Source organism: Pseudomonas sp. MF06569 (assembly GCF_059862735.1).
The window spans coordinates 23,819-37,786 of sequence record NZ_JCBCUZ010000037.1 but is presented as its reverse complement, the minus strand read 5'-3'; the positions used below and the strand labels follow the sequence as shown (position 1 = coordinate 37,786).

The 13,968-nt window shown below is 58.3% G+C and carries 17 protein-coding genes; all 17 read right to left on the bottom strand.

Annotated features, from left to right (window positions below; all coding sequences use genetic code 11):
- Positions 1-85 precede the first annotated feature (85 nt).
- Positions 86-589, bottom strand: a complete 504-nt coding sequence (locus AC19YQ_RS22910; RefSeq protein ID WP_500596022.1) for a fimbrial protein — start codon at positions 587-589, stop codon at positions 86-88.
- A gap of 13 nt (positions 590-602) precedes the next feature.
- Positions 603-1,082, bottom strand: coding sequence for a fimbrial protein (locus AC19YQ_RS22905; protein ID WP_339476790.1), 480 nt, complete (start codon positions 1,080-1,082; stop codon positions 603-605).
- A 13-nt stretch (positions 1,083-1,095) separates the two neighbouring features.
- A complete protein-coding gene (locus tag AC19YQ_RS22900) occupies positions 1,096-1,590 on the bottom strand; it encodes a fimbrial protein (RefSeq protein WP_500596021.1) in 495 nt (164 codons plus the stop codon).
- A 9-nt stretch (positions 1,591-1,599) separates the two neighbouring features.
- Entirely contained in the window at positions 1,600-2,172 is a 573-nt protein-coding gene (locus AC19YQ_RS22895; RefSeq protein WP_500596024.1) for a fimbrial protein, read from the bottom strand.
- Positions 2,173-2,188: 16 nt separating this feature from the next.
- Complete coding sequence (locus AC19YQ_RS22890) at positions 2,189-2,950, bottom strand: fimbria/pilus periplasmic chaperone (protein WP_500596020.1); 762 nt, start codon at positions 2,948-2,950, stop codon at positions 2,189-2,191.
- Positions 2,947-5,433 carry an outer membrane usher protein gene (locus AC19YQ_RS22885; protein ID WP_500596019.1) on the bottom strand — a complete coding sequence of 829 codons (2,487 nt, stop codon included), beginning with the start codon at positions 5,431-5,433 and terminating at the stop codon, positions 2,947-2,949. Before AC19YQ_RS22885 ends, AC19YQ_RS22890 begins: the two co-directional genes overlap by 4 nt.
- Before the next feature lie 76 nt (positions 5,434-5,509).
- On the bottom strand, positions 5,510-6,076 hold the full coding sequence (locus AC19YQ_RS22880; RefSeq protein WP_500596018.1) for a fimbrial protein: 567 nt from the start codon (positions 6,074-6,076) through the stop codon (positions 5,510-5,512).
- A gap of 57 nt (positions 6,077-6,133) precedes the next feature.
- Positions 6,134-6,667 (bottom strand): fimbrial protein, encoded by a 534-nt coding sequence (locus tag AC19YQ_RS22875; RefSeq protein ID WP_500596017.1) that lies wholly within the window; start codon positions 6,665-6,667, stop codon positions 6,134-6,136.
- Between the two features lie 422 nt (positions 6,668-7,089).
- Entirely contained in the window at positions 7,090-8,226 is a 1,137-nt protein-coding gene (flhB, locus tag AC19YQ_RS22870) for a flagellar biosynthesis protein FlhB (protein WP_133076011.1), read from the bottom strand.
- Between the two features lie 6 nt (positions 8,227-8,232).
- Positions 8,233-9,015 carry a flagellar biosynthetic protein FliR gene (gene fliR, locus AC19YQ_RS22865; protein WP_133076010.1) on the bottom strand — a complete coding sequence of 261 codons (783 nt, stop codon included), beginning with the start codon at positions 9,013-9,015 and terminating at the stop codon, positions 8,233-8,235.
- Positions 9,016-9,285, bottom strand: coding sequence for a flagellar biosynthesis protein FliQ (gene fliQ / locus AC19YQ_RS22860; RefSeq protein WP_019828826.1), 270 nt, complete (start codon positions 9,283-9,285; stop codon positions 9,016-9,018).
- Between the two features lie 3 nt (positions 9,286-9,288).
- On the bottom strand, positions 9,289-10,032 hold the full coding sequence (fliP, locus tag AC19YQ_RS22855; RefSeq protein WP_133076009.1) for a flagellar type III secretion system pore protein FliP: 744 nt from the start codon (positions 10,030-10,032) through the stop codon (positions 9,289-9,291).
- Positions 10,032-10,466 (bottom strand): flagellar biosynthetic protein FliO, encoded by a 435-nt coding sequence (gene fliO, locus AC19YQ_RS22850; protein ID WP_133076008.1) that lies wholly within the window; start codon positions 10,464-10,466, stop codon positions 10,032-10,034. Before fliO ends, fliP begins: the two co-directional genes overlap by 1 nt.
- A complete protein-coding gene (gene fliN, locus AC19YQ_RS22845) occupies positions 10,467-10,931 on the bottom strand; it encodes a flagellar motor switch protein FliN (protein ID WP_219262982.1) in 465 nt (154 codons plus the stop codon).
- A gap of 47 nt (positions 10,932-10,978) precedes the next feature.
- Entirely contained in the window at positions 10,979-11,947 is a 969-nt protein-coding gene (gene fliM / locus AC19YQ_RS22840; RefSeq protein WP_019828822.1) for a flagellar motor switch protein FliM, read from the bottom strand.
- Between the two features lie 9 nt (positions 11,948-11,956).
- Positions 11,957-12,448 (bottom strand): flagellar basal body-associated protein FliL, encoded by a 492-nt coding sequence (gene fliL, locus AC19YQ_RS22835; protein WP_339476804.1) that lies wholly within the window; start codon positions 12,446-12,448, stop codon positions 11,957-11,959.
- A gap of 244 nt (positions 12,449-12,692) precedes the next feature.
- A complete protein-coding gene (locus AC19YQ_RS22830) occupies positions 12,693-13,895 on the bottom strand; it encodes a flagellar hook-length control protein FliK (RefSeq protein ID WP_500596016.1) in 1,203 nt (400 codons plus the stop codon).
- Positions 13,896-13,968 lie beyond the last annotated feature (73 nt).

The window sequence follows — 13,968 nt, the reverse complement described above, 5'->3', positions numbered from 1 at the left end:
TAAGCGCTTCGATTTCAAATGCCCGATCGAAGTCATGGGAGAGGTGATGCAGGAAGCCTTGGCTATGCGGCATGATGCTCCGGCTTCAATTCAATAACCGTGTTGCACTCAGCTCCTGCAACCGCCATGCTTTAAAGGCAATTACATTGGCGCCACTACTTAATAGTTGCCTGTCGCTGACCACATTCAACGGCACCGGATTATCGCCGGGCGTTTCTATTCCGATGGCGACTCCCGCAGCTGTACTGCCACCGCCCAGCGCCAGCAAACCGGGCAACGCAGGGCTCTCATTACCGCTGAACCTGGTCGTGACAAAGCTGCTGATACTGGTGTCGCACCCTTCAAGGTGGATCTGGAAGGGCTTGCTGACCGTGCGGGTGTTCAGGTAAAGGTACTGGCTCGAAGCTTCCAGCTGATCCAGCACGATCGCCTCATCGCCGGGCCTGAACGAGCACGCCTCGGCCACAAGCCCCCCGCTGAAACGCAGATTGTCCGCAGCCCTGGCACTGGCGGGCAACAACCAGGGCGCCCCCATCAGCAGTGCCAATGCCAAGGGTTTCCAGCCTCTGGTTTCTATCTGAATGCGCATGGAATACCCGCCTTCACTCGTAGTAGGCCAGCAACGTTGCGGAGGCCGTAAACCCTCCCGATGCGAGCGAGCCCCCCGAGCGCTTGACCAGAACCGCTTCCAATACCGGAGGGCTCGACGGATTGATCGACACAGGTGTGTTGAGGGTGAAGGCAATGCCATTTCGCAAGAGTCGAACCCCCATGTCTGCAGCACTGGTCTGCACCGCGGCCGGGTCAAACGTCGTTGCCGTGCCCTGTACCGTCAACATCATCCTCCAGGGCAATGGGCTGGCAGCGCAGTTGATCGTATAACTCAAGGGCTGACGGTAGTTCACACCGTCGACGGCATTGATGCCCACGTAGTTGAAGTTGATATCGATCGTACTGCCGCTGCTGATGGTGCAGGGTGGCGGCTCTACCAGCGTGCCGCGGAACGAGAGGTTTGCCATTGCGTCGGGGCCAAAACCCAAAGCGCACAGGGTAAAAAAAGCAGAGAGTTGCCAACGTTTCATATGTGAATCCTTCTTATCGCAGGGCAACCACTAACGTAGCGGTGGCTGAAAACGCCCCGCCAGTCAGTGTGCGGCCGGGGTTTTTTACCAGCACCGCTTCCATTCTTGGCAAAGTGGGGTATGTGAAATTCAACGCACGGTTGAGGGGCCAGGCAACACCGCTTACCAGAAGCTTGACCCCGAGATCATTCTTGCTGGTGCGCAGAACTGCACTGTCAAACCCGGCCCCACTGCCACGCAAGGTCAGCGTCATGCTGTTCGTTGGCTGTGGCCCGCACGTCACCGTATAGGGCACCGTCACGCGGTGGTTCAAACCGTCAACCCGGTTCGTGACTACCTCGTTGCCGAATGAAATATCAAGCGTGCTGCCACCGTTAACAACGCAAGGCACAGGCGCCATGACTACGCCACGGATAGACACACTGACGTCTGCCCGAGCACCTTCGCAGAGGATCAGCAGCAAACAACCACAGGCGAGCAGAACCCGCGAAACAGATGGCATGCTCATCGTTTTTCCTCACTCATACATAAGCCTGAAATCAACCGTGGCCCGAAAGGCACCATTGCTCAGTGCAGCCGAGGTACGGGTTGGCTGGACCTGCCACGTCAGAGCGTCATCGCCGCGCTCCAGAAACAAGGGCTCACCGCCAGATCCCAGGCGCACGTCCCGCCCAAGGGCATCGGTCAGTCGCAGTCCCATTCCTGTAATACCCTGCACTTTGACCAGCCGCGGATCGTGCGCATCGGCTGGCGCCACAAAAGCCACGGACACCACAGGCTGATAGGCGCTCCACACCAGCTTGCCTGTGCGGGCATTCAGGCTGCTCCCGGAAGCACGCTGGCAATCGAGGAAGCGCAACTGAATAGCCACGGGGGATGCCTGATCACCAGGGCGCATCAATTGACTGCGTGGCACGCTGCCAAGGTCTATGGCCTGATCCGCCGAAGCCATGTCCAGCACACAAGGGGAATTGTGCAGTGAACCCGATATATCCAGAACGCCGCCCATGCCCTCAACCTCGGCACGGCCCTGCACGGCATGCAATGCCAACCACAAACAACACAGCGCCGTTACCCTGCCGGGTGGGATGGGGCGTCTGCGCCAGCTATTCATTGGCTGAAGACGCTTGCTGGTCCACCTTGCAGGTATCACCGGTACAACTGAACACCAGCGTCGGACGGCCACCGTAATCATTGACATACGTCAGCAAGGGCGCGGTACCCAATGCAGTCACCGTCGCCCCCAACTTCAATGAATCTTTTGGCGAGACCATGAGCGGCTCAAAACCCGGGGCGGTTTCTGCGCCCTTGCCCCGACGGGCATCAATCAGGGTGATGTAGTAGGGGGTGGGGTTATTGACCCGATAGTGATCACCCTCACGGGTAAGGGTCAGTTGTTGCTGCCAGGGGTCTGATTGCTCCTGCTGGCCAGGAACTATCGAAGCCGGGCGGTAAAACAGCTTGATACGGGTCTGCAAGGCAATTTGCAGGCTGTTGGCCTTGTCGCTGCGGGGCGGGATTTCCCGCAGATTGAAGTAATAGACAGTCTCACGGTCCTGAGGTAACGATTTGACTGCCGGTAGCGACTGGACTTTCACCTGACTGCGCTTGCCGGGCTCCAGGCGCTGGACCGGTGGCAGCACGATCAGCGGCGAGGTGATCTTGTTGCCCTGCTCATCCTCGACCCAGCCCTGGGCCAGGTAAGGCAACTGGGTGTTGTTGTTGGTGATGCTCATGCTGACGGCATCTTTGTTGCCATCAAACACCACCCGGGTGCGATCAAGGCCTATGGCAGCATTCGCGTTGTTGAACAGACTCAACGTCAAAAGGGCCAGCGTTGCAGGCGCACAGCGCAAATTCAGAATCATGTGGACTTTTTCTCCGTATCGATAAGTGAGGTCAGCGGCGCTGGCGCAGGGTCGAGGATTTGGCAGGGCAGGTTCAGGGTCGTGGTCAGTCCGTCATCCGGCAGGCTTGAAGGCATGATCAGCGTGCAGCGTTCGGCCCCTCCCCAACTGACAGTCATCCGTTCCCCGGGGCGAATTCCGCTCAGGTAGACGCTGCCGCCGTCATTGACGATGCCGGTGTCCTGCTGTTTTTCATTCTTCACCGTGGCCCCGAATGGCGGGACGCTGCTGTCAGGCAGACTCAGCAGCACCATGGCTTTGTGGCCGGCAATCACATCCAGCGTGCGATAGCCGATGGCGCCTTCAGTCAGGGTCAGCTGGGTCACGGACTGCGTCGCTTCGACATTGGCGGGCAGGTTCTCCAGGTCAACACTGGCGCCCGTGCGCAAAAAGCTGCTGACATCGGCGATCACCGCCTTGCCAAACACATTGCTGCGGGTGGGCGTGCCATACCCCCGCACCGGCACATCGGGCACACCGCTGGTGTCGATCAACAACCGGGTGCCACCGGTGCCGGACGTTCTATGCCCTGCTCCCCCTCTGGACGTGAGCGTGGCACCGCCTCGGGCAGAAACATTGAGGCTGGTGTAGTTGTTTTCTTGCTGGGCGACACTCGCAGAGATTTCAGCCTGATCACCGATATGGCTCAGATAACCGCTGACTGACGTATTACTGGCTGACAGTTGATAGCTGTTGCGCTCATCCAGCCGGTCACTGAAACGTGCGGCGTAACTGTTTTTGCCCAGCGAGTTGCTGGCGGTGGTGGTCAGGGTGCCCGAGCGGCCCAGCGGCAGGCTGAGCGACAGGTACACCCCGTTGCTGTTGTTGGAGATGCCGTTGTGCTGGTTGCGTTCCTGATTTCTGAACACGTTAAGGGACAGGTTCATGTTTTTAACCGTTCCCGCACTGAAATAGCGGGCCAGCGACAGATTCCATCGCTCACTGGCCGGTCGATCCCAATAGGACTGGTTGCTGTAATTCAAATAGACGGAAAGCCCTGCATCGCGAAACTGCTTGTTAAAAGTCGCCGTGTAGAGTGACTTGCTGCCCCCCACAGGCCCTCCGTAATGACGGGCGTTCAGGTACTCACTCATGCTCAGGTAGTTTTTTTCGGAAAAACGGTATCCGGCAAACGTGATCTGACTGTCGTACTCGTCGAATTTTTTTGAGTAGCTCAGGCGATAGGAGTCACCCGACAAGGATTTGTCGTGAAGCGTGGCGCTGGCCCGTGTGACATCGAATGACATCGCACCGAAAGCCAGCAGGTCGCGCCCTGCCCCGACAGAAAGTGCTGTGTAATTGTTATCACTGATGCCACCGCCATACAGGGACCAGCCATTACTGACCCCCCAGGAAAACTCCCCCGTCCCGAAGGTACGCCCCTGCCCGCCATCATGAAGGCTTGAGGGCTGGCCGGTGGCCAGCTTGTAGCGCACGGTGCCGGGCCGCGTGAGGTAGGGAATGCTGGCGGACTCAACCGTGAAAGTGGTGACGCTGCCGTCCTGCTCTTCGACCCGGACATCGAGCGTACCGGTGACGGCTTCATTGAGATCCTGAATGCGAAAGGGCCCCGCCGCGACCAGCGCCTCATAAAGCACCCGACCTTGCTGACTGATGATGACCTTGGCATTGGTCTTGGCCACACCCACGACTTCGGGCGCGTAGCCGCGCAGGTTAGGCGGCAACTGGTTGTCATCAGAGTTAAGGGCAATGCCGTTGAAACGAAAGCTGTCGAACAGGTCCGAGTAGAGGTAGTTCTCCCCCAGCATCAGCCGCGACTGGATGGACGGCAACGAGCGATACGCATAAAAGCGGCTCCACTCAAGCCGTTGTTCACGGCTGTTAGTTGCCTCTTCGATACGACCTTGCCAGTCAGCGCGAAAGCGCCAAGGGCCTGCGTTGGCACCAAACGTACCATTGCCCGTCAAGTTGGTGCGCCGGGCCGTGTCGCGCTGGTTGATGGACTGCGCCGTCAGGTTGTAATCGATCAATACACCGGGCACGCCGTCATCCCACCGCGAAGGCGGGTCCCAGTTCAAGGCGTTGTACTCCAGATAAGCCTGGGGCAAGGAAATATACAGCGTGGAAGTACTCAGGTCGCCGCTGACTTCCATCCCCGGCAGGCCGCTGATATCCAGGCACTCTGTACCCCTCCACCAATTGAGCCCGGCTTGTTTTTCGCTCTTGAGGCCCAGTTGCTCTACCAGATCAGGTGACAGGCAAGCCTGGCTGCCTTTGGCGTCGTCGTCCGGCGGATAAAAGGCAATGCGCTGCTCCGCCAGCAACTGCGTGTTGATCTGCACTTGCATTGGGTAAGTACCCGGCAAGATAAATCCGCTACGCGAAAACTGTGATAAATCGATGTTGGTGCGATCGTTCAGATCGAGAATGTCGGTATTGAACTGAATATCTTCAACGGCAAGTACCTTGCCTCCCATTGTCATCAGCCCGCTCAACACGCCCGTCCACAAAAGCGTTTTGGCAACTGAGTGGTCTCGCAAATCAAGCAGCCCGTACATGTCAGAAATACTCCAGCCTGAAACGCACCGCCGCACGATGAGATCCAACCGCCATAGGGCTTCCGTTGCCAACCATTTGAAGGGTGTATCGCAACTCCTGATCTCCTCCGGAGAGAGATATCAGGGACATGGGTACGCCCGGAACACTTTGCTGCCCTTGCCAGTCCGTAATGCGCAAGGCCAGACCTCTTGTGGAGCCCGCAGCGGCAAACAACTTGCCGCCACTGTCAGCCTGTCCATCAAAGGTCACCCTGAGATGCTGCCAATCGGGCAGAAACGCACCCGGGCGACCAGGATCAGGCCGTACCAACGAACACTTGACTAAACGCAATGTGAATGTACGCGGTGCACTTTCACCCAGGCGAATAAGTTGCCCCATGGGCAGAGGATCAAGTTCGATCACTTGATAAAGACTGTTCGCATCCAGTGCGCACGCGGAATCAATAACTTGCCCAGCTAACGTGACCCGACCGCCCCCCTGATACAGTTGCTCTGCACTGACCGTATCGAATGAAACAGCAAATAGAATAAACGCGCCGACAACGTCCAACTTCGAGAGTATTTTCACACCCAACTCCCACCTGTAGTTGCCCTGCTACCGGGTGAGCGGTAGCAGGGCAATCACTTACTGATAAGCCAAGGAGAAGTTGGTCACAGCAGTAAACACGCCCGGTGTGATATCGCCCGTGGCCTTGCCTTTCAAGTAGGCACCAAAGGCCAGGGTATTTTCGCCCGTCTGAAGGAGTTGCGGCCTGGTCGGTGCTCCCAGAACGATCGGGGTTCCAGCACCATCGACAATCATAATGCCCGCGCCTTGGGCCGTACCGGCAATACCCAATGCCCCTGTCACGTCTGTCGAGGCTGCACCTGTAAAGATGGCCGTGACTGTTTTATCGGTGAGTGCCGTCAGCGCACATCCGCTCAGTTCGATTTGAAAGTTCTCAGGGCTGGTCACACCACCAGTGCTCAGTTGCGACTTGGCAACTTGCCCCAGTGGAATCGTCTGATCAACACTGGTTGGCTGGATAGAGCACGCCGCTTCGAGGATTTCCCCCTCGAAACGGATCGTGCCTGTACCGGCACCTGCCGCATGAACTCCCGATATAGAAGCCGCCAGAATGGCCATGGATGCCATGACTGTTTTAAAAACAACATTCATTAAAATGTCTCCCCTACAAACACTGTTAAACCATATGGAACGAATATGGAGTTGAGTTGTTTATTTAATTCAGAACACAGTCAAATATCTTTCCTGTGATCGAGTGCAGCCCTATAAAAAGAGCGGAGGGAATTTAACAACCAAATCATTAAAAAATATGCAAGACATTGACTAACAAGGCGCAGGAATTTTATTACCGGCCCGCAGGACAATTTTATAAAAAATAAGGAAACTTCGAATGCAAACGTAGGAAACCAGTAATAACTGAAAGCTTCTCAATTACCGGCACACTGAAGTAATGACTATATGTCTTCCACGAAACATATCGCAAGCACTACAACTCTACTATATTTGTTACTTAAGAATACTTACACGCACTTCATTCAAGCACTCTCTAATGCAATGAAAGAATTAACGACGTCTCAATCATCGCGCTTCAAATCCGGCGGGATTGGCAGGTCCTTGAGCGCGTCCGGGTGCTTGCCCTTGCCCGCCTGGTGCTGGCGGATCTGGTACACATAGGCCAGCACCTGGGCCACGGCCAGGTACAGCCCGGCAGGAATCTCTTGTTCCAGCTCGGTGGAGTGGTAGATCGAACGCGCCAGCGCAGGAGACTCAAGCAGCAGGATGTTGTGCTTTTCACCAATCTCGCGAATCTTCAGCGCCAGGAAATCACTGCCCTTGGCCAGCAACATCGGCGCCGCGCCTTTCTCCGGGTCGTATTTGAGGGCCACGGCGTAATGGGTCGGGTTGGTGATAATGACATCCGCATCCGGGATCGCCGCCATCATCCGCCGTTGCGACATGTCGCGCTGCAACTGGCGAATCCGCTGCTTGACCTCGGGCCGTCCCTCCTGGTCCTTGTGTTCGTCGCGCACTTCCTGCTTGGTCATCAGCAGTTTCTGATGGCTTTCCCACAGCTGCACCGGCACGTCCACGGCGGCAATCAGGATTAACCCGCAGGCCATCCACAAGGCGCTCCAGGCCACCACTTGCAGGCTATGGATCACCGCCAGCTCCAGCGGCTCATGGGCGATGCGCAGCAGGTCGTCGATATCGGACTTCAACACCAGCAAGGCCACGATCAGGATGATGAAGAACTTGGCCAGGGCCTTGAGCAACTCGACCAGCGCCTTGGCCGAGAACATGCGTTTGATCCCCGCTGCGGGGTTCATGCGGCTGAATTTAGGGGCCAGGCTGCCAGCGGCGAACAGCCAGCCACCCAGGGAAATCGGCCCGACCAGAGCGGCGATCAGCAAGGTGACCAATACCGGCTGCAGGGCAAGCAGGGCGATTTTTCCCGAGTGGAGTAAAAACAGGCCCATGGAGTCAGGATTGAGCAGCACCTCGCGGCTCAGGCTGAAGTTGTAGCGCATCAGCTCCATCATGTCCTGGGCCAGCGCACCGCCAAAAATCAGCAAACCCGCCGAGCCGGCCAACATGATGGCCAAGGTATTCAGCTCTTTTGAGCGTGCGATCTCGCCCTTTTCCCTGGAGTCCTTTTTCCGTTTCTCCGTGGGGTCTTCTGTTTTATCGGCACCGCTTTCACTCTCTGCCATAGCGGTCTACTTCGCCTGTGCCAGTTCACGTAAAAACTGCAGGGCCTCGGAGGCCAGCGGTTGATACTGGTTGAGAATGTCCGCCATGCTGATCCACAGAATCACCATGCCCAGCACCAGGGTCAGCGGAAAGCCAATGGCAAAAATATTCAGTTGCGGCGCGGCCCGGGTCATCACGCCAAAGGCGATGTTGACCACCAGCAACGCGGTGATGGCAGGCAGCACCAGCAGCAGCGCCGCCCCCAGCACCCAACCGAGCTTGTTGGCGATTTCCCAGTAGTGATGGCTCAGCAACCCGCCACCCACCGGCAAGGTGGTGAAGCTCTCGGTGAGTACCTCAAACACCACCAGATGGCCGTTCATGGACAAAAACAACAAGGTCACGAGCATGGTGAAAAACTGCCCGATCACCGCCACGTTAACGCCGTTGGCCGGATCGACCATGGACGCAAAGCCCATGCCCATCTGAATCGCGACAATTTGCCCGGCCACCACGAACGCCTGGAAAAACAGCTGCAACGAAAACCCCAGTAATGCACCAATGATGATTTGCTCGGCAATCAGCATCAGGCCGCTAAGGTCCAGCGGGTTGACGACGGGTAGCGGCGGCAGGCTGGGCATGATCGCCAGAGTGATCGCCAATGACAGAAACAGCTTGATCCGCTTGGGCACCAGGGTCGTGCCGATGATCGGCATGGTGGTCAGCAGTGCGCCCACCCGAAACAGCGGCAGCATAAAGCTGGCGACCCAGGTACTGATCTGCGCGTCTGTCAGGGCCAGAAGCGACATTTAACCGATCAACTGCGGAATGCTGCCGTACAACTGCAGGATGTATTCCATAAAGGTCTGCACCAGCCAGGGCCCTGCCACGATCAGGGTGATCAGCATCACCAGCAGTCGCGGGAGAAAGCTGAGGGTTTGTTCGTTGATCTGGGTCGCCGCCTGAAACATGGCCACCAGCAACCCGACCAGCAAGCTGGGGATCACCAGCACGGCGACCATCAGGGTGGTCAGCCACAGCGCACTGCGAAACAGGTCAACCGCAACTTCTGGGGTCATGACTCACACTCCGCCAAAACTGCTGGCCAGGGTGCCGATAATCAACGCCCAGCCATCCACCAGCACAAACAGCATGATTTTGAACGGCAGCGAAATGATCAACGGCGAGAGCATCATCATGCCCATGGCCATCAGCACACTGGCCACCACCAGGTCGATGATCAAGAACGGGATAAAAATCATGAACCCGATCTGGAACGCGGTTTTCAGTTCCGAGGTGACAAACGCGGGCACCAGGATGGTCAGGGGTGCGGCATCCGGAGTGGCGATGTCGGTGCGCTTGGACAGGCGCATAAACAGTTCCAGATCACTGGTCCGGGTCTGGGCCAGCATGAAGTCCTTGATCGGCACTTCAGCCTTGAGAATCGCATCCTGGGCCGAGAGCTTTTCGGCAAGATAAGGCTGCAGGGCGTCGTTGTTCACCCGGTCGAATACCGGGGCCATGATGAACATCGTCAGAAACAACGCCATGCCCGTGAGGATCTGGTTGGACGGTGTCTGCTGCAGGCCCAGGGCCTGACGCAGGATCGAGAACACGATGATGATCCGCGTAAAGCTGGTCATCAGCATGACGAACGCCGGAATGAAACTCAGCGCGGTCATGATCAGCAGAATTTGCAGACTGACTGAGTATTCCTGCTGGCCATTGGCCCCGGTGCCCAGGGTTATCGCCGGAATCGACAGCGGGTCAGCCCCTGACGCCAACGGCGCGACAAGCGCCAACAACAGCGCGACAACTAAACGCATTACGGCTTGTCCTTTTGCTGACCCAGTATTTCCATCAGGCGCTTGGCAAATTCGGGGGTTGCAGGTTGCGCGGTGCCGGGCACTTGCACCGGCTCCTTTAGCACGTGCAGCGGGGTGATTCGGCCCGGCGTCAGGCCCAACAGGATCTGTTCATTGCCGACCTGCACCAGCACCAGCCGATCCCGCGCACCCAGGGCACGGGTACTGATCAGCTCGATCACCTGCCCCTGACGCGGGCCCGCCTGCTGGACACGGCGCAGCAGCCAGGCCAGGGCAAATATCACCCCCAGCACCAGCAGCAGGCCGAGCACCAATTGCGTCAATTGCCCGCCAATACTGGTGCCCACCACCGGAGCCGCGACAGCCGTGGCCACAGGTTCGGCCGCCAGCACGCTAAAGGGCAAGGCCACTAAACCGCCGAGTAACCGCTTCACTTAACGCAGCTTCTTGATGCGTTCGCTGGGGCTGATCACGTCAGTCAGGCGGATGCCGAACTTTTCGTTGACCACCACCACTTCGCCGTGAGCAATCAGGGTGCCGTTCACCAGCACGTCCAGCGGTTCGCCAGCCAGGCGATCCAGCTCGATCACCGACCCCTGGTTGAGTTGCAGCAGGTTACGGATATTGATGTCGGTGCTGCCCACTTCCATGGAAATCGACACCGGGATATCCAGAATCACGTCCAGGTTAGGGCCATCCAGCGTCACCGGCTGGTTGTTGCGCGGCACACTGCCGAACTCTTCCATTGCCAGACGGTTGGGGGCCGGTTTGGTGACTGCATCAGCCGCCAGCAAAGCATCGATATCTGCCTGGCCAACATCGCCGGTTTCTTCCAGCGCCGCAGCCCATTCATCAGCCAGCGCCTGGTCTGCAGCAGTTGTATCGTGTTCGTTAGCCATGGGGTGTCCTCGGCGGGCAGTCAATCATTGGATGGGTGTGGAGCGGCTTAACGCCGCCCGATGGGCTCAACCACTTGCAAGGCAAGATTGCCTTTGTGGGAGCCCAGTTTGACCTTGAACGAAGGCACGCCATTGGCGCGCATTACCAATTCATCTTCCAGTTCGATGGGGATCACATCGCCGGGCTGCATGTGCAAAATGTCCCGCAGGCGCAATTGACGGCGGGCCACGGTGGCGCTAAGCGGCACGCTGACGTCAAGTACGTCTTCGCGCAGGGCCTTGCTCCAGCGTTCGTCCTGGTCGTCGAGGTCGGACTGGAATCCGGCATCGAGCATTTCGCGCACCGGTTCGATCATCGAGTACGGCATGGTCACGTGCAGGTCGCCGCCACCGCCGTCGAGCTCGATATGGAAAGTGGACACCACAATGGCCTCACTGGGGCCGACGATATTGGCCATGGCCGGGTTAACTTCTGAGTTGATGTACTCAAAATTGACCTCCATGATCGCCTGCCAGGCCTCCTTCAAATCAATGAAGGCCTGCTCCAGCACCATGCGCACCACGCGCAATTCGGTAGGGGTGAATTCCCGGCCTTCGATCTTGGCGTGACGGCCGTCGCCGCCAAAGAAGTTGTCCACCAGCTTGAACACCAGTTTGGCGTCGAGGATGAACAGTGCCGTGCCGCGCAACGGCTTGATCTTGACCAGGTTCAGGCTGGTAGGCACGTAAAGCGAGTGCACGTATTCGCCGAATTTCATGACCTGCACCCCGCCCACCGCCACGTCCGCCGAGCGGCGCAGCAGGTTGAACATGCTGATACGGGTATAGCGGGCGAAACGCTCGTTGATCATTTCCAGGGTCGGCATGCGCCCCCGGACAATGCGGTCCTGACTGGTCAGGTCATAGCTTTTGACACTGCCGGGCTCGGCAGCTGTTTCGGCCTGTACCAGACCGTCATCGACGCCATGCAACAGCGCGTCAATCTCATCCTGGGACAGCAGGTCTTGCACGGCCATGTCGTGATCCTACTGCAATACAAAGTTAGTAAAGAGCACCTGGTCGATAACCACTTTGCCGAGTTCTTTCTGTGCTACGTCCTGCACGCTGGCAGTCGTTTTCTGGCGCAGAATTTCCTGGCCCACCGGCGTTGCGAGGTCGTCAAAGGACTGACCGGAAAACAGCATCACCAGGTTGTTGCGAATCACCGGCATATGCACCATGAGCGCCTTCAGATCGGCGGGGTCGCGGGCCTGCAAGGTCACGCTCACTTGCATGTAGCGCTGGCGGCCATTGGCGTTGTAATTGACCACGAAGGCCGGGGCCATGGGCTCATAGAGGGCGGCCGGTTTGACGTTGCTGTCCACTTGCGGCACAGGCTCGCTCTTGGGGCTGTGCATGAAATACCAGGTGGCGCCTACGGAAAGACCAATCGCCAGCAGTACAGCCACGACGATCAGGATAATCAGCTTGAGTTTGCCTTTGCCGGCCGGTTCATTTACCGCGTCGCTCGTCGCCATGCCAATAATCCGTCACTATTTGGTTTTCACAGATGCTGGAGTAGGCAGAGCAAGTGTTATGCCAGAAGTGGTTGTAGTTGCTGAGGAGCGTAGCGAGGCTGCAATCGGCGGCGCAGCCGTCGCAAAATCGGGTTGCGCGGTGTGTCTGGCTAAACTGGCTCTCAAGCTCTACGACGGCTGCGCCGCCGATCGCAGCCTCGCACGGCTCGTCAGCGGCTACACCGGGTTGGTGTGGTTAAAGGTTTTACGCGTAGTAATCCACTGCACTGGAGCCCAGTACTACGCTTGGCGCGACCGCCGCGACGTCCACTGGCTCATCATCCATGACGCTGTCCAGCCGCTGACCACCGCTACCGCTGCGGGCCTGTTGCTCCTGGCCCTGCTGCCCTTGCCAGTTGCGCGGCTGGTCGGAGACGTTGACGTCCACCTGCCCCATCCCCTGTTGTGCCAGCATGTCGCGCAAGCGGTGCATCTGGCTGTCCAGCGCTTCGCGCACTCCAGCATGACCACTGACAAAATTGACCTGCGCCGACTGGTCGGCGGCAATGTTGACCCGAATATCCAGGCGCCCCAGCTCCGCCGGCTCCAGCTGGATGTCGGCGGATTTGAGATTGGCGCTGGACAGGTACATCACCCGATTGACGACCTCTTCAGACCAGCCACCCTGATGCATGGCCAGGGGCTGATTGACCGGCAGCGTGTTCACGGTCTTGGGCACTGCAGCCTGGGTGAGGGCCGCCAGGCGATTGGCGAAGTCATCGACCCGCGTATCGCTGGACGTACTTTTCAGATCCTTGAGACCGTCATCGAGCAAGCCCTTGAAAGCCTTCTCGCCACCCTCACCGGTCGCTGACTCGCCGGTTTTGCCATCGATCAGCATGGCGATGCTGCTGGTCTGCCCCTGAACCGTGGGCGGTGGGGTTTCGTTCGACGGAATTTTGACCGGGCTCTGGCTGCTGGCTGATACATGCCCGCCCTGCTCCATCGCCAGGCGCACGGCTGGCATCGCATCGAGAGGATCCGCTTCGGGGTCGAAGGTGTCGTCGGCTGCCGGTTGCAGTAGCGACTGAACCTGAGCTTGAGCCACCCCTGGCTGTGCCGCTTGGGCCTGCACAGCTACCGGCACCTCTGGTGTCTCGGGTACCGCCTCGACAACCGCCGCAGGAGGTGCCGTCACAGGCAGCAGCATGAGTGGATCGACAACGGCCAGGTCGCCGCCCGACTGGCCAGCGCTGTCATCCTGATCAGTCATGGCTGCATCCCTGGTCTTGCCGCCAGGCAATGGGTTGCCGCTATCGGCAACGGCTGGTTCCGGTTCAGTCGCGCTGGCATACACCTGGGCAAAGGGTTGACCCTGGGGACTGACAGGTTGCGCAGGGCTGCCCGCCGCTGCTTTTGGCGCAGCGACGGCAGGTGTCTGAAGCAGGGGTTGGGCGGCAACGGGCATTAACGGGTCTCCGCTGTACGGCCGGCATGGGTACAGGTCAGAGAGTCAGAGCAAGGTTCGGGCCAGCTTTGCG

Excerpts from the sequence above, each read along its gene's own strand:
- AC19YQ_RS22910 (WP_500596022.1), bottom strand. The coding sequence starts at position 589 with ATGCGCATTCAGATAGAAACCAGAGGCTGGAAACCCTTGGCATTGGCA.
- AC19YQ_RS22905 (WP_339476790.1), bottom strand. The coding sequence starts at position 1,082 with ATGAAACGTTGGCAACTCTCTGCTTTTTTTACCCTGTGCGCTTTGGGT.
- AC19YQ_RS22900 (WP_500596021.1), bottom strand. The coding sequence starts at position 1,590 with ATGAGCATGCCATCTGTTTCGCGGGTTCTGCTCGCCTGTGGTTGTTTG.
- AC19YQ_RS22890 (WP_500596020.1), bottom strand. The coding sequence starts at position 2,950 with ATGATTCTGAATTTGCGCTGTGCGCCTGCAACGCTGGCCCTTTTGACG.
- AC19YQ_RS22885 (WP_500596019.1), bottom strand. The coding sequence starts at position 5,433 with ATGACAATGGGAGGCAAGGTACTTGCCGTTGAAGATATTCAGTTCAAT.
- AC19YQ_RS22875 (WP_500596017.1), bottom strand. The coding sequence starts at position 6,667 with ATGAATGTTGTTTTTAAAACAGTCATGGCATCCATGGCCATTCTGGCG.
- flhB (WP_133076011.1), bottom strand. The coding sequence starts at position 8,226 with ATGGCAGAGAGTGAAAGCGGTGCCGATAAAACAGAAGACCCCACGGAG.
- fliR (WP_133076010.1), bottom strand. The coding sequence starts at position 9,015 with ATGTCGCTTCTGGCCCTGACAGACGCGCAGATCAGTACCTGGGTCGCC.
- fliQ (WP_019828826.1), bottom strand. The coding sequence starts at position 9,285 with ATGACCCCAGAAGTTGCGGTTGACCTGTTTCGCAGTGCGCTGTGGCTG.
- fliP (WP_133076009.1), bottom strand. The coding sequence starts at position 10,032 with ATGCGTTTAGTTGTCGCGCTGTTGTTGGCGCTTGTCGCGCCGTTGGCG.
- fliN (WP_219262982.1), bottom strand. The coding sequence starts at position 10,931 with ATGGCTAACGAACACGATACAACTGCTGCAGACCAGGCGCTGGCTGAT.
- fliM (WP_019828822.1), bottom strand. The coding sequence starts at position 11,947 with ATGGCCGTGCAAGACCTGCTGTCCCAGGATGAGATTGACGCGCTGTTG.
- fliL (WP_339476804.1), bottom strand. The coding sequence starts at position 12,448 with ATGGCGACGAGCGACGCGGTAAATGAACCGGCCGGCAAAGGCAAACTC.
- AC19YQ_RS22830 (WP_500596016.1), bottom strand. The coding sequence starts at position 13,895 with ATGCCCGTTGCCGCCCAACCCCTGCTTCAGACACCTGCCGTCGCTGCG.